The following is an 18,526-nucleotide window of genomic DNA, read 5'->3' on the forward strand; positions in this document are numbered from 1 at the left end:
CGCATGCGGGTCGTCCGGCGCTCACTGGAAGTACCGGACGGCGCGGGCAGGACGCCTAGATGACGTAGTCGGTGGCCGTCGGCGTACCGTAACTGCCGCCGTGGTAGAGCAGGGGAGCGCCGTCGGGTCCGATGTTCCCGGCGATCACCTCGGCGACGACGACCGCGTTGTTCTCGAAGGAGAGGCGCATGCTGATGCGGCCGACGAGCCACCCGGCGACGTCCTTGAGGATCGGCACGCCCTCGGTCCCGGCCTCCCAGTGGTCACCGGTGAACCGGTCCTTGGTACGGGCGAAGCGGTTGGCCAGGCCTTCGTTCTCCGTGCTGAGCATGTGGACCCCCACGAAGTTCGTGTTCGCGACGGCGGGCCACGAGGAGGACGTGCGGGCCATGTTGAAGGAGAACCGCGGCGGCTCGGCGGACAGCGACGCGACGGACGTGGCGGTGAAACCGTAGGGGACGCCGTCGTAGGTCGCCGTGATGATGGCCACGCCGGCGGCATGGCGGCGGAAGACCTCGCGGAACGACTCGCCGTGGAGTTCGGCGGACTGCAGGCCTGCCGGCGCGGTGCTGGGGTTGTTCACGTGGTTCCTCCGGGGATCGACGGCGGTGGACAACGCGGTGCGGATGGGCCGGTCCGAGGCGGACGGCTGTTCACGCTGCCACCCCCACACTAGGCGCGTGCCCGGGGCGGGGAGTGGTTTGTTAATGTAGAAGTCATGCGCGCTGACGAGGAGCCGGACACCGGATCAAGCAACTATCCGCCTCCGGTCTATGCGGTGGCAGAGGACCGGCGCTCGGTGCCGCCGGCGGGCGTGTTCTGGTGGCTCGGTTCGACGATCCTGCTCGGTGCGGTCGTCGGCGCGGGCTGGTGGCTCCTCGCCCCCACGGGGCGGCTCTTCGGCGATCCGGCGTCGGCGGACCAGTGGCTACTCCGCGATCTCACCCTCGCCGGTCTGGAGTTCGTGGCCGGTATCGCCGTGGGGACCGTCGTCGCCCTGCGGCTCGGGCTGCCGGGAGTGGTGGCGCGTATCGTGGCCGCCGTCGGAGGGTCGATCCTCGGATCCGTCCTCGCACTCGCGGTCGGCGAGGGTCTCGCCTTTCTGTTCGGACCCCACGGGCGTGCCGAGCTGCCCGGGTCCGATTTCGTCCTCCAGTCCTACGGCGCCCTCCTGATCTGGCCGGCCGTCGCCGCCCTCATCATCTTCGCCACGGCCCTGATCGGCCTGGCGCGCCGGCGGTCCTGACCTCGGCGGCGTCCCCGCCCGATCCGCAGCAGCTCCGCCCGGGGTCCCGGTAGACTCTCAGGGTGAATCCAGCGCCCAGCAGCTTCCCGACCGTCGGCTTCCGCACCATCGACCTGCGCGGGCGGGCGCTGTCGCCGGGTGAGCTCAAGCGGGCCATGCCACGCGCTGCCGCCAGCGCCCACTCGTCGGAGGCAGCCGTCCAGGCCATCATCGACGACGTCCGCGCGCGGGGCGTCGACGCCCTCCGGGACCTCGCACGACGGTTCGACGGCGTGGAGCAGGAGCACCCGCGCGTGCCGGCCGAGGTCATCGGGGCGGCAGTCGCGGGGCTCGACCCCGAGGTGCGGACGGCGCTGGAGGAGGCCATCCGGCGTGCGCGCATCTTCGCGTCCGCCCAGGTCCCCACGGACGTCGAGGTCGAGGTCGCGCCCGGCGCCCGCCTCACGCACAAGTGGATCCCGGTCCACCGTGTGGGCCTGTACGTCCCGGGCGGGCTGGCTGTCTACCCGTCGTCGGTGGTGATGAACGTGGTGCCGGCGCAGGCAGCCGGCGTCGGGTCGATCGCCCTCGCCTCACCCCCGCAGAAGGAGTTCGGCGGCTGGCCCCACCCGGTCATCCTCGCCGCGGCGTCCATGCTCGGCATCACCGAGGTGTATGCGATCGGCGGGGCCCAGGCCGTGGCCGCCCTGGCCTACGGGATCGCGGGGACGGCGGATGGCTCCGCGCAGCCGGCCATCGAGCCGGTCGACGTCATCACCGGACCCGGCAACGTCTTCGTCGCCACGGCCAAACGCCTGGTCCGCGGGCGGGTCGGTATCGACTCGGAGGCAGGGACCACGGAGATCGCGGTCCTCGCCGATGCGACGGCCGACGCCGACCTCGTGGCAGCGGACCTCGTGAGCCAGGCCGAACACGATCCGCAGGCCGCGTCCGTCCTGGTCACGGATTCCGAGCAGCTCGCGGCCGCCGTCGTCGAGGCCCTCCGGTCCCGGGTCGCCCGGACGCGCCACGCCGAGCGGGTCCGCACGGCCCTCTCGGGGCCGCAGTCCGGCGTGGTCCTCGTCGACGACATGGACCACGGCATCGCCGTCTGCGACGCCTATGCCGCGGAGCACCTCGAGATCCAGACCGCTGATGCCAGAGCCGTGGCGGGACGGATCCGGAGTGCGGGCGCCGTCTTCATCGGCAGCTACAGCCCGGTCAGCCTCGGGGACTACTGCGCGGGGTCCAACCACGTCCTGCCGACGGGCGGGACCGCGGCCTTCGCGTCCGGCCTGAACGTCACGACGTTCCTGCGTGCCGTGCAGCTCGTCGACTACGACCGCGAGGCGCTGCGGGAGGTGGCGACGTCGATCGTGGCGCTGTCGGCCGCGGAGAACCTGCCCGCGCACGGCGAGGCGGTCACGGCGCGCTTCCCGACGGCCGGCTCCTGAAGCCCCGGATCGCTCCTCCAGCACTACATGTGGTAATTACAGGATTGTTGTTTCACCACATCTAGTCCTAAAATGGGCAGGACGACCATCATCGAGCGGGAGGGGAAGCCGTGTACTGTCCGTACTGCCGCAACCCCGACTCCCGCGTGGTCGACAGCCGCCTCGGGGACGACGGGTCGGCCATCCGCCGCCGCCGCCAGTGCCCCCAGTGCGGCCGCCGCTTCAGCACCGTGGAGACCACGAGCCTCAGCGTGATCAAGCGCTCGGGTGCGGGGGAGCCGTTCAGCCGGATGAAGATCATCAACGGCGTGCGGAAGGCCTGCCAGGGCAGGCCCGTCACGGAGGACGACCTGGCGCTCCTCGCCCAGGAGGTCGAGGAGAACGTCCGTGCCAGCGGCGTCGCCGAGATCGATGCGCACGAGGTGGGACTGGCGATCCTGAAACCCCTGCGGAAGCTCGACCAGATCGCATACCTGCGGTTCGCCAGCGTGTACCAGGGCTTCGAGTCGCTCGAGGACTTCGAGGATGCCATCGAGACCCTCCGCGAGCAGGCGAAGGACAACGAGCGCGTCCCCTCCGGGGCGCAACGGCCGTTGACAGCGCAATAGCGCACCGAAGACCCCGGTGGTGGCTGCGGAGGGGAAGCCGACGTCACCACCGGTTCCACGTCCGCCCGGAGGGGCAGGACAGACAGCAGGAGCCCGGTACGGATCCGTACCGGGCTCCTGCTGTGACGGGGTCAGACCGTCGGGCTGAAGAGCAGGGCGGCCTGCAGCGCCCCGCCCACGATCCCTGCGTGGTTCTTGAGCTGTGCCGGGATGATCGGCGTGCGCAGCTGCAGCGCCGGCAGGTATTCGCTGCTCCGCTTCGAGATGCCGCCGCCGACGATGAACAGTTCGGGGGAGAAGAGGAACTCGACGTGCGAGAAGTAGCGCTGCAGGCGGACGGCGTACTCGTCCCAGCCGATGCCGTCACGCTCACGGGCCACCGCTGATGCCTTCGTCTCCGCGTCGTGCCCGTCGATCTCCAGGTGGCCGAGTTCGGCGTTGGGCACCAGCCTGCCGTCGAAGATGAACGCCGATCCGATGCCCGTGCCGAGGGTGATGACCAGGACGGTGCCCAGCTTCCCCTTGCCGGCTCCGTAGCGGACCTCGGCGAGCCCGGCGGCGTCGGCGTCGTTGATCACGTGCACGTCCCGGCCGAGCACCCGGGTGAACAGGGCGTCGACGTCGGTATCGACCCAGCTCTTGTCCACGTTCGCCGCGGACCGCGCAACACCGTGCTGGATGATGGCCGGGAAGGTGACACCGACGGGCACGTCGGCTCCCGGTCCCTCGGGCCGGGAGGACAGCTCCGCGACGATCTGGGCGACCACGTCGGCGACGGCCTCGGGCGTGGAGGGCTTCGGCGTCGGGATGCGGTAGCGCTCACCGACGATCACGCCCTTCTCGAGGTCGACGATGCCGCCCTTGATGCCGGTGCCGCCGATGTCGACGCCGATGACGGTCGCGGGGAGCTTCTTCGATTTCTTCTTGTCGGTGTCCTTGGCCATGATTCTCCGTTGAAGGGTGGACCGGCGCGAGCCGGGATGAGGGTACTGCAGCGTACGGGCAGGGGTCCGCGGGGTGGCTGCGCTAGGGCAGGGTCAGGATCTCCGCGCCGCGGTCGGTGACAACGAGTGTGTGCTCGAACTGCGCTGTCCTCTTCCGGTCCTTCGTGACGACGGTCCAGTCGTCCGCCCACATGGTCCAGTCGATGGTCCCGAGCGTCAGCATCGGTTCGATGGTGAAGACCATCCCCGGCTCGATGACGCGGTTGTGGGCGGGGGCGGCGTCGTAGTGCGGGATGATCAGGCCCGTGTGGAACGCTTCTCCGACGCCGTGCCCGGTGAAGTCACGGACAACACCATAACCGAAGCGCTTCGCGTAGGACTCGATGGCGCGTCCTATGACATTGATCTCGCGCCCCGGCGCGACCGCACGGATCGCCCGGTTCAGGGATTCCTCGGTCCGTTCGACGAGGAGGCGGGACTCCTCGTCCACGTCGCCGATGCAGAACGTGTAGTTGGTGTCCCCGTGGACGCCGTCCTTGTAAGCCGTGATGTCGATGTTGAGGATGTCGCCGTCCTCGATCACGGTCGAGTCCGGGATGCCGTGGCAGATGACCTCGTTCAGCGATGAGCACAGCGACTTCGGGAAGCCGCGGTAGCCCAGCGTGGACGGGTAGGCCCCGTGGTCGAGGAGGAACTCGTGGCCGACGCGGTCCAGCTGGTCGGTGGTCACGCCGGGCTTCGCCGCTCGGCCCACCTCCACGATGGCCTGCGCGGCGATCCGCGCTGCGATGCGGATCTTCTCGATGGTCTCGGGCGTCTTGACCTCGGATCCGGTGAAGGGGGCGGGCGCCGTGCGGCCCACGTACTCGGGGCGGGCGATGCCGGAGGGGACGGGGCGCTGCGGCGAGACGGTGCCGGGGGTCAGGGTCCCGACGGGAGCGGTGGCGGAGGACTGGGGCATACCCTTGATCCTATAGCGGGCCGGGTCGGCCTCCCCGAGGGGGCCGTCGGCCGGATCACCGGGTGACATCGCCCCTGCCCTGGATCTAGGAGGTCGACGTGACGGAGTACTGGTTCAACGTGCGCACGCACGAGGTGGAGGAGGACCGGCAGTCGGATTGGTCCCAGCTGATCGGGCCGTACGCCACGAGGGCCGAGGCGGAGAAGGCCCTCGAGAAGGTCCAGCAGCGCAACGACGCGTGGGACCGGGACGACGACTGAGGCCCTCGCCTCCGGACGCCGCTAGAAGGTGTGCTCCGGGCCGGGGAACGTGCCGGCCCGGACCTCGTCCGCGTACGCCCTGGCGGCATCCGAGAGGACGGTCCGCAGGTCCGCGTACTGCTTGACGAACGTCGCCTGCCGGCCGCCGCGCAGCCCGGCCATGTCCTGCCAGACCAGTACCTGGCCCGTCGTGCCGGCGCCGGCGCCGATGCCGATCGTCGGGACGCGCACGGCCGCGTCGACGGCGTCCGCCGTCTCCGCCGGCACCATCTCCATCAGCACGCAGAACGCTCCGGCGTCCGCGAGGGCGACGGCGTCGTCGACGATGCGGCGGGAGGCGTCCCCGCGGCCCTGGACCCGGTAGCCGCCGAGTGCATGCTCGCTCTGCGGGGTGAAGCCGATGTGGGCCATCACCGGGATGCCCGCCCGGACGAGGGCGCGCACCGTGTCCGCGTAGTCCGCGCCGCCCTCCATCTTCACGGCGTGGACGAGGCCCTCCTTCAGGAGGCGGACGGAGGATTCGACGGCCTGCTGGGGGGACACCTCGTAACTGCCGAAGGGCAGGTCCGCCACGACAAGGGCGCGTGTCGTGGCCCTGCTCACGGCGCGGCTGAACAGGATCATCTCGTCGAGGGTGATCGGCAGCGTGGTGGCGTGGCCCAGGACGTTGTTCGCGGCCGAGTCGCCCACGAGGAGCACCTCGATCCCGGCCTCGTCGAACACCTGCGCGGCGTACTGGTCGTACGCCGTCAGCATGGCGAAGCGCGCGCCCTGGTCCTTGGCCTGCTGCAGATGATGGATCCGGACCCGGCCCGGCCGTTTCGACCCGCCCGCGGTCCCCGGGGTCGACGGCGCGGCTGCTCCCCCTCCGTAGGGGGCTGGCAATTCGGCGGAAGTCATGCCACGAGACTAGCGGACCACGGCCCCGCCTCCCGGCCGTGACCCGTCCGTCCCGGGCGGGGCGGACCGTACCTGAGCACCGTGTAACCGCGCGTTAATCTCGGCACGCCAGAATGGGCGGAGCCGTCGCCGCCCGCGCAGGTCAGTAGAGTGAGGACGGTAGGCGCACGCGTGCCCGGCGGCACGAGGTACCGCCGCCGCGGCGCGCCGACGTGAGCGACGTCGGGCATGGACAGCCCGCTGCCCCGACGGGGCGGCCCGGGGAACGAGACAAGGAATGAGGGTGGTCATGGACCGGCAGCAGGAGTTCGTACTGCGGACGATCGAGGAGCGCGACGTGCGCTACGTACGCCTGTGGTTCACCGACGTGGTCGGCTCGCTGAAGTCCGTCGCCCTCGCCCCCGCGGAAGTGGAGGGCGCCTTCGAGGAGGGCCTCGGTTTCGACGGGTCCTCGATCGAGGGCCTGGCCCGTGTCTACGAGTCGGACATGCTGGCCCAGCCCGACCCGTCGACCTTCCAGATCCTGCCCTGGCGCGGCGACAAGGAGCAGACGTCGCGCATGTTCTGCGACATCCTGACGCCGGACGGGCAGCCCTCCACCGCCGACCCGCGGGGAGTCCTCAAGAAGACCCTGGCGAAGGCCGCGGACATGGGGTTCACCTGCTACACCCACCCGGAGATCGAGTTCTACCTGCTCAAGTCCGCGGAACTCGGCCCCGACGGGCAGCCCGTCCCGGTGGACTCCGCCGGCTACTTCGACCACGTCCCCGGCGGCGTGGCCCAGGACTTCCGCCGCACCGCCGTGGCGATGCTCGAGTCCGTGGGCATCTCCGTCGAGTTCAGCCACCACGAGGCCGGGCCGGGGCAGAACGAGATCGACCTACGCTACGCCGACGCGCTGCAGACCGCGGACAACATCATGACGTTTCGCACGATCATCAAGGAGGTGGCGCTCACCTCCGGCAGCTACGCGACGTTCATGCCCAAGCCCTTCTCGGAACATCCGGGCTCGGGCATGCACACCCACTTCTCCCTGTTCGAGGGCGACACCAACGCCTTCTACGAGGCGGGCGCGGAGTTCCAGCTCTCGCAGACCGCCCGCCAGTTCATCGCGGGCATCCTGCGCCATGCCCCGGAGTTCACGGCCGTGACCAACCAGTTCGTCAACTCCTTCAAGCGGCTCTGGGGCGGTGGCGAGGCTCCGAGCTACCTCTCGTGGGGCCACAACAACCGCTCCGCCCTGGTGCGCGTACCGCTGTACAAGCCCAACAAGGGGCAGTCCGCGCGCATCGAGTACCGGGGCATCGACTCGGCGAGCAATCCCTACCTCGCCTACTCCGTGCTGCTCGGCGCAGGGCTCAAGGGCATCGAGGAGGGGTACGAACTCCCGCCCGCCGCCGAGGACGACGTGTGGAGCCTGACCGCGGCGGAGCGCCGCGCGATGGGACACGACCCGCTGCCCGCGAGCCTGCACGACGCGATCCGCGTCATGGAGGATTCGGAGCTCGTCGCCGACATCCTCGGGGAGCAGGTGTTCGAGAACTTCCTGCGGAACAAGCGCGCGGAGTGGCACGACTACCGGATCCAGGTGACCCCGTACGAGCTACGCCGCAACCTCAACATCCTCTAGGCCGCCCGCGGCTTGGCTAGTGTTGGCGCATGAGCCTCAACCGCAAGCTGATCAGCTACGGCTTCACGGACCTCGAGAAGAGCCGCAGGTTCCTCGGCGCTCCTGAGCTGCAGGGACTCAACGACGACGACCTGTTCGCCGGGCTGGCCGTGTCAGCCGATCCGGACCTCGCGCTGCAGTCCTTCGTGCGGCTCCTGGCCGTCGACCGCAGGGCGGTGGGTGCGGCCTTCTCGGACCAGGGCAGGCGCGCGCCCCTCTTCCGCCTGCTCGGAGCCTCCGAGGCCCTCGGCGAGTTCCTCATGCGGCACCCCCGGCACCTCGACGTCGTCCGGCCCGCTCCTGCGGTCCTCCCGGTGGTCACGCAGGAGGAGCTCCGGGCCGCGCTGCTTTCCTCGGTCGACGCGGATCCGGCCGAGGCCAATCCCGTGGCGGGGGTCGGCGGGATCGAGGCGTACCGCAGGCTCAGGATGGCGTACCGGCGCCACCTCACGGACCTCGCGGTGCGGGACCTCTGCCACTGCGCCCCCGTCGACTACCTGCCCGTCGTCGCCCGCGAGCTCGCCGACCTCGCCACCGCCGCCCTCGAGGCCTCCCTCGCCGTCGCCCGCACCGACCTCGGCGAGGTCTACGGTGCCGACACCGTCGCCCGCGTGAAGCTCGCGGTCATCGCGATGGGGAAGTGCGGTGCCCGCGAGCTCAACTACATCTCCGACGTCGACGTCGTCTACGTCGCCGAGGGCGAGGACCTCGACGACTCGACGCTCACGAGGATCGGCACCGGCCTGGCCTCCGGGATGTCCCGCGGCGTCTACTCCCCGGGCACCGAACCGGCACTCTGGGAGGTGGACGCGAACCTCCGGCCCGAGGGCAAGGACGGGCAGCTCGTACGCACGCTGCAGTCCCACGTGTCCTACTACCAGCGGTGGGCGAAGACCTGGGAGTTCCAGGCACTCCTGAAGGCCCGGGCCGCGGCCGGCGACCCGGAGCTGGGCCGGCGGTACGAGGAGGCGATAGCCCCCTTCGTCTGGGCGTCGTCCCAGCGCGAGGGATTCGTGGAGGCCGTCCGGGCCATGCGGCGCCGGGTGACCGACAACATCCCCCGCGACGAGGAGGCCCGCCAGCTCAAGCTCGGACCGGGAGGCCTGCGCGACGTCGAGTTCACCGTCCAGCTGCTCCAGCTCGTGCACGGCCGGCTCGACGAGTCGCTGAGGGCCAGGGACACCGTCTCCGCGATCGGCGCGCTGAGCGCGGGAGGGTACATCGGGCGCTCGGACGCGCTGGACCTCGACGACGCCTACCGGTACCTGCGGGTCCTCGAGCATCGGATCCAGCTCATGCAGATGCGCCGGACTCACCTCATGCCGGAGGACGAGACAGCCCTCCGCGCCCTCGCCCGGTCCTCCGAGGGATGCATGGTCACGGTGCGGCCCAGCGCGCAGAGCCTCCACGACAAATGGCAGCGGACGAGGAAGCTCGTCAAGCGCCTCCACGAATCGATCTTCTACCGGCCCCTGCTCAACAACGCGGCGACACTGCAGCCCGAGGACGTCCAGCTCACGGCCGAGGCCGCCCAGGCCCGCCTGGCTGCCCTGGGCTACCAGGACCCGCGCGGCGCCATGCGCCACATCGAGGCGCTGACCGGTGGCCTGCGTCGACGGGCGATGCTGCAGAAGCAGCTGCTGCCCATCCTCCTGGCCTGGTTCGCCGACGGGGTCGATCCCGATGCCGGCCTGCTCGGATTCCGGCGGCTCAGCGAGTCCCTCGGCGAGAGCCACTGGTACCTCGGCATGCTGCGCGACTCCAACGCGGCGGCCGAGCGGCTCTGCGCCGTCCTGTCCAGCAGCCGCTTCATCACCGACCTGCTGGAGGTCTCGCCGGAGTCGACGAAGTGGCTCGGGTCCGACGCCGAACTGGTCCCCGACACCTTCGACACCCAGTGGCAGGAGATCCGGTCGAAGATGTCGCGGCATCCTGCGCCGAACGAGGCCATCCGGCTGATCCGGCTCATCCGCCGCCGCGAACTGCTCCGCATCGCGATCGCGGACAGCTCCAACCTCCTGTCACAGCCAGAGGTGGGGGAGGCCCTCGCCGACGCCGACCGCGCCGCCATCCTCGGCGCCCTGCACGTGGCCGAGAACCAGGTGTTCGGGCAGGAGGAGCAGCTCACCCACGTCGTCGTCATGGCCATGGGACGCCAGGGCGGGCGGGAGATCACCTACGGGTCGGACGCCGACGTCATCTATGTCCACCGCCCGCTGCCCGGGGCCGACGAGGCGGCAGCACAGAAGCAGGCCGAGGCTGTCGTCGCCCGCCTCGCCGCGCTGCTGACCCAGCCGTGCAAACCGCCCGTCCTCGCCGAACGGGTCCTCGAGATCGACACCGCACTGCGGCCGGAGGGCAAGCAGGGCGCGATGGTGCGCTCCATCTCCTCCTACCGGGAGTACTACCGCCGGTGGTCCCTCGTCTGGGAGGCGCAGGCGCTGCTGCGGGCGCGGCCGCTCGCGGGCGACGACGACCTGGCCGCCGAGTTCCTCGCGCTGATCGATCCCGTGCGGTACCCGCAGGACCTCGGCGAGACCGGTGTCCGGGAGATCCGGCGCATCAAGGCGCGCGTGGAGTCCGAGCGGCTCCCGCGCGGCGCCGACCCGTCCCGTCACCTCAAGCTGGGCCGTGGCGCCCTCAGCGACGTCGAATGGCTCGTGCAGCTCCTCCAACTGCAGCACGCCCACGCCGTTCCGGCCCTGCGGGTCCAGTCGACCCTCGCCGCCCTCGACGCCCTCGGCGACGAGGGACTGCTCCCGTCGGAGGACGTCGGGCTGCTGCGCGACAGCTGGACCCTCGCGACACGGATCCGTGCCGCGAACGTCATCTGGAGCGGGCGCGGCTCGGACCTGCTGCCGTCGTCGCGTCGGGACCTCGAGGCCGTGGCTCGATGGTGCGGGTACGGCCCGGGGAGCGGATCGGAGCTGGAGGAGGACTACCTGCGGCTCACGCGGCGCAGCAGGGCCGTGTTCGAGCGGCACTTCTACGGGTACTAGGCAGCCGGCCGGGGAGACGACGACGGCGGCCCCCCGCTGTCGGGGAGCCGCCGTCGTCGTCGGTGCGGGTGCTGCTAGACGCCGTAGTAGAGCTCGAACTCGTAGGGGTTCGGGCGCAGCGAGAGCGGCTTGATCTCCATCTCGCGCTTGTACTCGATCCAGGTGTCGATCAGGTCCTGCGTGAAGACGTCGCCGGCCTGCAGGAACTCGTTGTCCGCCTCGAGGGCCAGCAGGGCCTCCTCGAGCGAGCCGGGGGCCTTCTGGATGTCCTTCGCTTCCTCGGCCGGGAGCTCGTAGAGGTCCTTGTCGATCGGATCGGCGGGCTCGATGCGGTTCTTGATGCCGTCGAGGCCTGCCATGAGCTGCGCGGCGAAGGCCAGGTACGGGTTCGAGGAGGGGTCCGGCGCGCGGAACTCGATCCGCTTCGCCTTCGGGTTCGAGCCCGTGATCGGGATGCGGATACCGGCGGAGCGGTTGCCCTGCGAGTAGACCATGTTGACGGGGGCCTCGAAGCCCTTGACCAGGCGGCGGTAGGAGTTGACCGTCGGGTTCGTGAAGGCGAGGACGGCGGAGGCGTGCTTCAGCAGGCCGCCGATGTACCAGCGGGCCGTGTCCGAGAGGCCGGCGTAGCCGCGCTCGTCGTAGAACAGCGGCTGACCGTCGCTCCACAGGGACTGGTGGCAGTGCATGCCGGACCCGTTGTCACCGAAGATCGGCTTCGGCATGAAGGTGGCCGTCTTGCCCCAGGCGTTGGAGACGTTCTTGACGATGTACTTGAACTTCTGCAGGTCGTCCGCAGCGTGCGTCATGGTCGTGAACTTGTAGTTGATCTCGGCCTGGCCGGCGCCGCCCACCTCGTGGTGCGAGCGTTCGACCTCGAGGCCGGCCTTGTCCAGCTCCACGCAGATGGCGTCGCGGAGGTCGGCCTGCTTGTCGACGGGGGAGACCGGGAAGTAGCCGCCCTTGAACGGCGTCTTGTTGCCCAGGTTGCCGCCGACCTCCTCACGGCCGCTGTTCCAGGGCGCCTCGATGGAGTCCACCTTGTAGAAGCTGCCCTGCGGGGAGGACTCGTACTGCACGTTGTCGAAGATGAAGAACTCGGCCTCGGGGGCGAAGAACGCCGTGTCCGCGATGCCGGTCGAGGAGAGGTAGGCCTCGGCGCGTTCGGCCACGCTGCGGGGATCGCGGTGGTAGGGATCGCCGGTGCGCGGATTGACGATGGAGAAGTTCAGCGCGAGGGTCTTCTCGGTGCGGAACGGGTCGATGAACGCCGTCGTCACATCCGGGATGAGCTGCATGTCGGATTCCGCGATGCCCTGGAACCCGCGGATGGAGGAGCCGTCGAAGAGCTGGCCGTGGATGAAGAAGTCCGCGTCGACCGACTTGGCGGGAACGTTGAAGTGCTGCTGCACTCCGGGGAGGTCGGTGAACCGGACATCGACGAACCTGATGTCTTCGTCGGCGATGAACTTGAGGACCTCGTCCGCATTCTTAAACATCGAATCATGCTCCTAACGCATGGCTGGGTGATGACCCGGCGCCAGCGCGTGTCCCTGCACCGCACGGGATGTCACGAGCTCTGGCAGGATGGAACGCTGCCGCCGACTCGTTCCAACTGTAGGAGCGGGCAGTTTCTCGCTGGTGTCGTCATTGTTTCCGGGACGTTACAGAAGGGGAACTGCGCCTCCCACCCTAGCGCCTCCGCGGAGGCGGAGGCATAATGCGGACCCCTCCACCCGGTCCGCGGGTAGGCTGGAACGGTGGTGAACAGAAACGACATCGGCTCATGGATGGAAGGTCCGTCGCCGTCCGGCAACCAGCAGTGGCCCGGGCAGCGGCTCGGACGGCCGGAGTCGGGTCCGGGGTCCATCGCCCGCTTCGGCCCGAGAGCCGGTGCGCTGCTCATCGACTGGATCCTCTGCTCGCTGCTGTCGGCCGCGTTCTTCGGCTACGACGGCTTCGCGACGCTGTACATCTTCCTCGTGGAGCAGGTCCTGTTCGTCGGCTTCTTCGGCTACAGCATCGGGCACCGGCTGCTGCGGATGCAGGTCCAGACGCTCGACGGCCGACCCGCCGGCTACCTGACGGCGCTCATCCGCAGCGTCCTGCTGTGCCTCGTCATCCCGGCGCTCGTCATCGACAGCGACCAGCGCGGACTCCACGACCGCGTCCGCAACACCGGCCTGTTCCGCATCTGAGGACGTCGTCCCGACCTCACAGAGAGAGCCCCTCCCGCTGCCGGCGGGAGGGGCTCTCTTCATCAGGATCGGGTGCGGGACTCAGCGTCCCCGCATCGCCTTGCGGTCCGGGCGGGCCTTGAAGGGATCGACGCCCTTCGGGATCGGCATCTTGGTGCCCAGCGCGCTCAGTCGCTTGTCGACGGCGTGGACCTCCTGCTTCGTCAGCGTCTTCTTCAGCTTCTGCACGGCCTTCGGGACCTTGGCGAGAGGGACCTGGCGGTCGCCGCGCCCCGTCTCGATGACGTGCACCGGGACGTTCGGGATGATCCGCGCCATCCTGCGCTTCTCGCCGTCGACCAGCTGCTTCACCCGGGTGGAGGGCCCCTCCGACACGAGGATGACCCCCGGCCGGCCGATGACCCGGAACACCGCGTCCTGTGTGCGGGGGTTCACGGCGACCGGCTGCTCCTGCAGGATCCATCCGCGGCGCAGGACGCTCAGCGCTGCACCGGCAGCGCCGGGCTTGCCCTCGATCTGCGAGAACGCAGCACGTTCGGCCCTGCGGGAGAGGATGAAGATCGCCGCGAGGAACGCGAGCGGGATCGCGATGATCATGAGGGTGATGATGTTGTCGATCAGCAGGCCGATCAGCAGGCCCACCGCGATGATGCCGACGAAGGCGAGCAGCATGAACCAGACGGCGCTGGGGTCGTTGCGCCGCGTCATCTTGAAGACCTCGACGATCTGCTTCATCCGCCCGGTCTTCTTCGGCCCCTTCTCCGCCTTCGGCTTGCGGGAGAAAAGACGGCGTTTGGGCGTGGGTGAGCCTGAAGGATCGATCGTGTGCGACATAGTTCTTCGATTCTACGGGATGGCCGGGAAGTGCCGACTGAGCAGGCACCCCGTGGCGGCGGGTGGGAGTCGCGTCAGCCGGCGAGGAGCGAGGAGGCTTCCTGCGAGGCGGAGCCCGACTCGTCGAGGTGGGCGAGTTCGGCCGGCAGTTCGAGCCCCTTCCTGCGCATGGCGCGGGCCCAGAGACGGCCCGCACGGTAGGAGGAGCGGACAAGGGGGCCGCTCATGACGCCGAGGAAACCGATCTCCTCGGCCTCCTGGCTCAGCTCGACGAACTCGCCGGGCTTGACCCACCGGTCGACGGGGAGGTGGCGTTCGCTGGGGCGCAGGTACTGCGTGATCGTGATGAGGTCGCAGCCCGCGGCATGGAGGTCGCGCAGCGCCTCGGAGATCTCCTGCCGCGTCTCGCCCATGCCGAGGATCAGGTTGGACTTCGTCACCATGCCGCGGTCGCGTCCCTGCGTGATGACATCGAGCGAGCGCTCGTAGCGGAACGCCGGCCGGATGCGCTTGAAGATGCGCGGCACGGTCTCCACATTGTGTGCGAAGACCTCGGGGGCGGCATCGCAGATGGCCGCGATGTGCTCGGGCCGACCGGAGAAGTCCGGGATGAGGATCTCCACGCCCGTGCCGGGGTTCATGCTGTGGATCTGCCGGATGGTCTCGGCGTACAGCCAGACCCCCTCGTCGGGCAGGTCGTCACGCGCCACGCCCGTGACGGTCGCGTAGCGCAGGTTCATGGACCGCACCGACTGTGCGACTTTGAAGGGCTCACTGCGGTCGAGTGGCTGCGGTTTGCCGGTGTCGATCTGGCAGAAGTCGCACCGCCTGGTGCACTCGGACCCTCCGATGAGGAAGGTGGCCTCGCGGTCCTCCCAGCACTCGAAGATGTTGGGGCACCCCGCCTCCTCGCACACGGTGTGCAGCCCCTCCTTCTTCACGAGGTTCTTCATCGCGACGAATTCGGGACCGATGTTGACTTTCGCCTTGATCCAGTCCGGCTTGCGCTCCACCGGCGTCTCGGCATTGCGCGCCTCGATGCGCAGCAGGCGGCGACCCTCGGGTGCAAGGCTCACAGTAAAGCTCCTTCTGACGGGGTGTTCCGGGAGGGGCCGGCCGCGCGCGTGTCGGCGGCGTCGGCAGTGCCGATACGGGGTGCGTCGGTGTCGTCCTCGCCCACCAGCACCGCCTCATTGTTACGCAGTCCGGCCTCTATTAGCGAAACGATCTCCGCGGGAGTGACGGTCCTGCCGCATTCGGCCGAGATGGAGGTGACGCCGGCGTCGCTGATCCCGCAGGGGACGATCTGCTGGAACGGCGCGAGGTCGTTGCTGCAGTTGACCGCGAAACCGTGCATCGTGACGCGGTCCTTCACCCGGATGCCGATCGCCGCGATCTTCCGGGCGGGTCGCTCGTCCGTCGCCGCCAGCCATACTCCCGAGCGACCCTCGATCCTGATGCCGTCGATGCCGAAGTGGAGGAGCGAGGTGATGATGACCTCCTCGAGGATGTGGACGTACTCGGCCACGCGGGCCGGATCCCGCAGCGCGAGGATCGGGTACCCCACGAGCTGCCCCGGTCCGTGCCAGGTGAGTTTCCCGCCGCGATCCACCGGGACCACGGGTGTGCCGTCGAACGGTCGCTCGTGGTCCTCCGTCCGCTTGCCCGCGGTGTAGACGGGCGTGTGCTCGAGGAGCAGGACCGTGCTGGGTTCGGTGCCGTCCACGACCTGCGCGTGAAGGGCCTTCTGCCGGTCCCAGCCGTCCGTGTACTCGATGTAGTCCGGAGCGAGTCCGACGCGCGACAGTACGAGAGTCATGAAGCAAGGGTAGTCCGGTGGACCGACACATCGCGCCGTCCTGCTCCGCGGTGGCCGCGTCGGGGTCGATCAGCCCTCCGTTCCCTTCTCCGGCAGTTCGAACGTCGCGCGGAGCCGCACGAGCCGCCACTCCCGTTCGGCGCGCCGCACCTCGAAGTGGAGGACGGGGGAGAACCCGCTCGTCTGCGCGCGGAAACGCCAGAAGTCGGCCCTGAGGCCGCGCGTCGGAGCAGTCCCCTGCGACGGCGACGGAGCCACCGGCAGCGCGCGCCAGGTGGACCAGTGCACGCACCCGTCCACGACGTGCCAGGCCGACCCGCGCCAGTGCAGACAGGAGGGCTGGGACTCACCGCCGGTGGCGTCGAACGTGAGTGCGACCGCGTCGTCGAACGTCCGCCAGGAGCCGACCGGATCCGCTGGTGAGGGAATCATGACCTACCTGCCTTCGGTGTATCTGAGGATTAAAATTAGAACACACCTTCGAAGCCGTGGCCGGGCGGATCAGCGATGCGCTCGGGCCTGTGGATAACGCCGGTCACCCGCTCCCATGCCCTAGAACTGATGCATGAGCGATTCCACGGCATCAGCACGACCCGCGGACCATGCGTCGACCACCGCAACGCTGCCCGAGGTCCGGGCGGACGCCCGCTCGACTCCCCCCGATGCCGAGGAGGTCCCCCGGCCGGTGGTCGCGGGCTTCCGGGTCGGACGGCTCCTCGGCCGCGGCGGGACATCCGCCGTGTGGCTCGTGACCGACGACGACGGTCGATCCTTCGCGCTCAAGGTCGCCGTTGCGCCCCGGACGGCAACGCCAACGCAGGCTTCCCCGACATCCGCCCTGGTCGCGGGACGGCATGGGCGCCGCACCGCGGGACCCCCCGACGGTGGATTTCCTCCCCGCGCCGGAGGGCAGCGATCGTCCGACGGTGCCGACGGTGCCGACGGGCCGCACGGGCCGCACGGGCCGCACGGGCCGTCCGATCGGACGGCCGACGACCTCTCACGCGAGCTGCTGACCCTCCAGCGGTTCCGCCACGACCACCTCCTCAGGGTGCTCCGCATCGTGGGAACGGACGCGGGTCCTGGGCTGCTGATGGACCTCGCTCCCGGTGGATCCCTGCTCAACCTGGTCACCAGCCGCGGTCCCCTCCCGATCCCGGAGGTCGTCACGGCCCTGGTGCCCATCGCCCAGGTGCTCGCCCACCTGCACGGTGCCGGGGCACTGCACGGGGACGTGACGCCCGGCAACATCCTCTTCACGCAGGAGGGCAAGCCCCTGCTCGGCGACTTCGGGACCGCGCGGCTCCTCGGGGCCGATCCCGTTCCGGGCGCGGGCACGCCCGGCTTCATCGACCCGCTGCGCGACGGTTCCTTCGACACCGGAGCGGATGTCTTCGCCCTCGCAGCGGTGTCGTGGTTCGCGTTGACCGGCCGCGCCCCCGGGCCCGCCGAGCACCGCCCGCCGCTCGCGCTGATCATCCCGGACGTGCCGCCGCAGCTCATGGAGCTCATCGAGGACGGCCTGGACCCGTCCCGGGCCCGACGGCCTACCGCCGACTCCTTCGCCCGCGTGCTGCTGTCCAGCACCGAGCCGGGGCCGGTCGACCTCGTACCGGCCGTGCATCCCAGCGTGCTGCCGCACCTGCTGACGAGGCGTACGGGCACTGCTCCCTCCGGCCTGACCCGGCGCTGGAAGTGCGTCGCAGGTGGCCGGGGCCGGGACCGGGACCGGAAGGACGGGCGACCGCGTCCGCGCGGGGCGACCGCGGGCCGAAGGACTCCCGGGGTTCCCGCCGTCGGCCGGGGAGGTGTGCGGCCCGGACCCGGGCGCATCCGTACGCTGCTCGCGATCGTCTCGGGGGTGGCTGCCCTCGTGCTGCTGCTGGGGGGCATCGCGCTGACGCTGGGCGGGCCCGGTGCGCCGGGCGCGGACCGACCGGGGGCCGCCACTTCCGGCGGTGTGATCGTCCCGGCCCCGGAGAGGGCGACGGGAGAGGGTTCGGTGGTGGACGGCGGGCGGTCAGGGGGAGCCGCACAGGAAGAAACCCGGCAGGAAGAAACTCGGCAGGAAGGTGGCGGGCAGGAGAAGGCCGGGGACGAAAGGGCAGGACAGGACGATGCCGCGCAGGGAGGAGCCGGGCAGGAGCAGGCGGCTCCAGGGCCTCCGGATCCGCAGGCGCCGGCCGGGGTCACGCTGGACGCCGATCCGGTCACGGCGCTCGTCGGTCTCGCCGCCCTCCGGGCCGAGGCCTTCGCGACCGCCAATCCGTCCCTGCTGGCGACCGTCGACGTCCAGGGCTCACCCGCGATGTCGGCCGACCAGGAGGCCGTCACCGCGCTCGCGGCCTCGGGGCGGAGCCTCCGGGACCTGTCCATCACGATCCGCGATCCTGCAGCACTCGGTGGGGAGGAACAGGCGGCGATGACGGCGGTCGCGGGCCTTCCGGCCTCGACGCCACCTGCCGGCACGGAGGTGTCGCTGGTCCGGGCGACGGCGGCCGTGTCCTCCTACACGGAGGCGGCAGGCCCGGCAGGGCTTTCTGCGGACGCGCCGCGCCCGCTGATGGCAGCGGGCCTGCAGGACCTGATCTTCGTCCTCTGGGACTCCGGAGGCGGCTGGCGCATCCATTCGGTCGTGTCACCCGGGTGAGACGA

At 70.1% G+C, this 18,526-nt stretch carries 17 protein-coding genes; 8 read left to right on the forward strand and 9 right to left on the reverse strand.

All coding sequences use genetic code 11. The annotated features are described in order from the left end of the window. Positions 1-55 precede the first annotated feature (55 nt). Positions 56-583 (reverse strand): flavin reductase family protein, encoded by a 528-nt coding sequence (locus ACX80U_RS05375; protein ID WP_244186205.1) that lies wholly within the window; start codon positions 581-583, stop codon positions 56-58. Between the two features lie 135 nt (positions 584-718). Here ACX80U_RS05375 and ACX80U_RS05380 point away from each other — a divergent pair, with 135 nt between their 5' ends. The 3 genes from ACX80U_RS05380 to nrdR all read left to right on the forward strand — a co-directional run bounded on the left by ACX80U_RS05380 (position 719) and on the right by nrdR (position 3,287). Further along, positions 719-1,246 carry a hypothetical protein gene (locus ACX80U_RS05380; protein WP_133081669.1) on the forward strand — a complete coding sequence of 176 codons (528 nt, stop codon included), beginning with the start codon at positions 719-721 and terminating at the stop codon, positions 1,244-1,246. Between the two features lie 62 nt (positions 1,247-1,308). Beyond that, complete coding sequence (hisD, locus tag ACX80U_RS05385; RefSeq protein ID WP_459267678.1) at positions 1,309-2,679, forward strand: histidinol dehydrogenase; 1,371 nt, start codon at positions 1,309-1,311, stop codon at positions 2,677-2,679. Between the two features lie 110 nt (positions 2,680-2,789). Beyond that, positions 2,790-3,287 carry a transcriptional regulator NrdR gene (nrdR, locus tag ACX80U_RS05390; RefSeq protein WP_133081670.1) on the forward strand — a complete coding sequence of 166 codons (498 nt, stop codon included), beginning with the start codon at positions 2,790-2,792 and terminating at the stop codon, positions 3,285-3,287. 131 nt (positions 3,288-3,418) lie between these two features. Here the strand turns inward: nrdR and ppgK are convergent, their stop codons facing one another. Both ppgK and map read right to left on the reverse strand, forming a co-directional pair. Beyond that, complete coding sequence (gene ppgK, locus ACX80U_RS05395) at positions 3,419-4,231, reverse strand: polyphosphate--glucose phosphotransferase (protein ID WP_133081671.1); 813 nt, start codon at positions 4,229-4,231, stop codon at positions 3,419-3,421. Positions 4,232-4,313: 82 nt separating this feature from the next. Then, the gene (gene map / locus ACX80U_RS05400; protein WP_208740924.1) at positions 4,314-5,192 is read right to left on the reverse strand and encodes a type I methionyl aminopeptidase; all 879 of its coding nucleotides are present in this window, start codon (positions 5,190-5,192) and stop codon (positions 4,314-4,316) included. Positions 5,193-5,290: 98 nt separating this feature from the next. Here map and ACX80U_RS05405 point away from each other — a divergent pair, with 98 nt between their 5' ends. Continuing rightward, complete coding sequence (locus ACX80U_RS05405; RefSeq protein ID WP_133081673.1) at positions 5,291-5,452, forward strand: SPOR domain-containing protein; 162 nt, start codon at positions 5,291-5,293, stop codon at positions 5,450-5,452. Positions 5,453-5,473: 21 nt separating this feature from the next. Here the strand turns inward: ACX80U_RS05405 and panB are convergent, their stop codons facing one another. Continuing rightward, positions 5,474-6,352 (reverse strand): 3-methyl-2-oxobutanoate hydroxymethyltransferase, encoded by an 879-nt coding sequence (gene panB / locus ACX80U_RS05410; RefSeq protein WP_459267679.1) that lies wholly within the window; start codon positions 6,350-6,352, stop codon positions 5,474-5,476. Positions 6,353-6,641: 289 nt separating this feature from the next. Between panB and glnA (ACX80U_RS05415) the strand changes: the two genes are divergently transcribed. Next, on the forward strand, positions 6,642-7,982 hold the full coding sequence (gene glnA / locus ACX80U_RS05415) for a type I glutamate--ammonia ligase (protein ID WP_133081675.1): 1,341 nt from the start codon (positions 6,642-6,644) through the stop codon (positions 7,980-7,982). Between the two features lie 29 nt (positions 7,983-8,011). Further along, positions 8,012-11,020, forward strand: a complete 3,009-nt coding sequence (locus tag ACX80U_RS05420) for a bifunctional [glutamine synthetase] adenylyltransferase/[glutamine synthetase]-adenylyl-L-tyrosine phosphorylase (RefSeq protein ID WP_459267680.1) — start codon at positions 8,012-8,014, stop codon at positions 11,018-11,020. A 74-nt stretch (positions 11,021-11,094) separates the two neighbouring features. On the opposite strand, the gene glnA (ACX80U_RS05425) is transcribed toward ACX80U_RS05420, so the two are convergent. Further along, positions 11,095-12,519 carry a type I glutamate--ammonia ligase gene (gene glnA / locus ACX80U_RS05425; protein ID WP_133081677.1) on the reverse strand — a complete coding sequence of 475 codons (1,425 nt, stop codon included), beginning with the start codon at positions 12,517-12,519 and terminating at the stop codon, positions 11,095-11,097. Between the two features lie 261 nt (positions 12,520-12,780). Between glnA (ACX80U_RS05425) and ACX80U_RS05430 the strand changes: the two genes are divergently transcribed. Next, on the forward strand, positions 12,781-13,218 hold the full coding sequence (locus ACX80U_RS05430) for an RDD family protein (RefSeq protein ID WP_133081678.1): 438 nt from the start codon (positions 12,781-12,783) through the stop codon (positions 13,216-13,218). A gap of 81 nt (positions 13,219-13,299) precedes the next feature. On the opposite strand, the gene ACX80U_RS05435 is transcribed toward ACX80U_RS05430, so the two are convergent. The 4 genes from ACX80U_RS05435 to ACX80U_RS05450 all read right to left on the reverse strand — a co-directional run bounded on the left by ACX80U_RS05435 (position 13,300) and on the right by ACX80U_RS05450 (position 16,303). Beyond that, positions 13,300-14,052, reverse strand: a complete 753-nt coding sequence (locus tag ACX80U_RS05435) for a DUF4191 domain-containing protein (protein WP_208740932.1) — start codon at positions 14,050-14,052, stop codon at positions 13,300-13,302. A 74-nt stretch (positions 14,053-14,126) separates the two neighbouring features. Beyond that, a complete protein-coding gene (gene lipA / locus ACX80U_RS05440; protein ID WP_459267681.1) occupies positions 14,127-15,128 on the reverse strand; it encodes a lipoyl synthase in 1,002 nt (333 codons plus the stop codon). Continuing rightward, positions 15,125-15,871 carry a lipoyl(octanoyl) transferase LipB gene (lipB, locus tag ACX80U_RS05445; protein ID WP_459267682.1) on the reverse strand — a complete coding sequence of 249 codons (747 nt, stop codon included), beginning with the start codon at positions 15,869-15,871 and terminating at the stop codon, positions 15,125-15,127. Before lipB ends, lipA begins: the two co-directional genes overlap by 4 nt. 69 nt (positions 15,872-15,940) lie before the next feature. Further along, a complete protein-coding gene (locus tag ACX80U_RS05450; RefSeq protein ID WP_459267683.1) occupies positions 15,941-16,303 on the reverse strand; it encodes a hypothetical protein in 363 nt (120 codons plus the stop codon). 133 nt (positions 16,304-16,436) lie between these two features. Here ACX80U_RS05450 and ACX80U_RS05455 point away from each other — a divergent pair, with 133 nt between their 5' ends. Further along, complete coding sequence (locus tag ACX80U_RS05455) at positions 16,437-18,521, forward strand: protein kinase domain-containing protein (protein ID WP_459267684.1); 2,085 nt, start codon at positions 16,437-16,439, stop codon at positions 18,519-18,521. Positions 18,522-18,526: the final 5 nt, after the last annotated feature.

Source organism: Arthrobacter sp. TmT3-37, from assembly GCF_054510835.1.

Coding starts and splice junctions, on each gene's coding strand:
- ACX80U_RS05380 (WP_133081669.1), top strand. CDS start 719: ATGCGCGCTGACGAGGAGCCGGACACCGGATCAAGCAACTATCCGCCT.
- ppgK (WP_133081671.1), bottom strand. CDS start 4,231: ATGGCCAAGGACACCGACAAGAAGAAATCGAAGAAGCTCCCCGCGACC.
- map (WP_208740924.1), bottom strand. CDS start 5,192: ATGCCCCAGTCCTCCGCCACCGCTCCCGTCGGGACCCTGACCCCCGGC.
- panB (WP_459267679.1), bottom strand. CDS start 6,352: ATGACTTCCGCCGAATTGCCAGCCCCCTACGGAGGGGGAGCAGCCGCG.
- glnA (WP_133081675.1), top strand. CDS start 6,642: ATGGACCGGCAGCAGGAGTTCGTACTGCGGACGATCGAGGAGCGCGAC.
- ACX80U_RS05420 (WP_459267680.1), top strand. CDS start 8,012: ATGAGCCTCAACCGCAAGCTGATCAGCTACGGCTTCACGGACCTCGAG.
- glnA (WP_133081677.1), bottom strand. CDS start 12,519: ATGTTTAAGAATGCGGACGAGGTCCTCAAGTTCATCGCCGACGAAGAC.
- ACX80U_RS05435 (WP_208740932.1), bottom strand. CDS start 14,052: ATGTCGCACACGATCGATCCTTCAGGCTCACCCACGCCCAAACGCCGT.
- lipB (WP_459267682.1), bottom strand. CDS start 15,871: ATGACTCTCGTACTGTCGCGCGTCGGACTCGCTCCGGACTACATCGAG.
- ACX80U_RS05450 (WP_459267683.1), bottom strand. CDS start 16,303: ATGATTCCCTCACCAGCGGATCCGGTCGGCTCCTGGCGGACGTTCGAC.
- ACX80U_RS05455 (WP_459267684.1), top strand. CDS start 16,437: ATGAGCGATTCCACGGCATCAGCACGACCCGCGGACCATGCGTCGACC.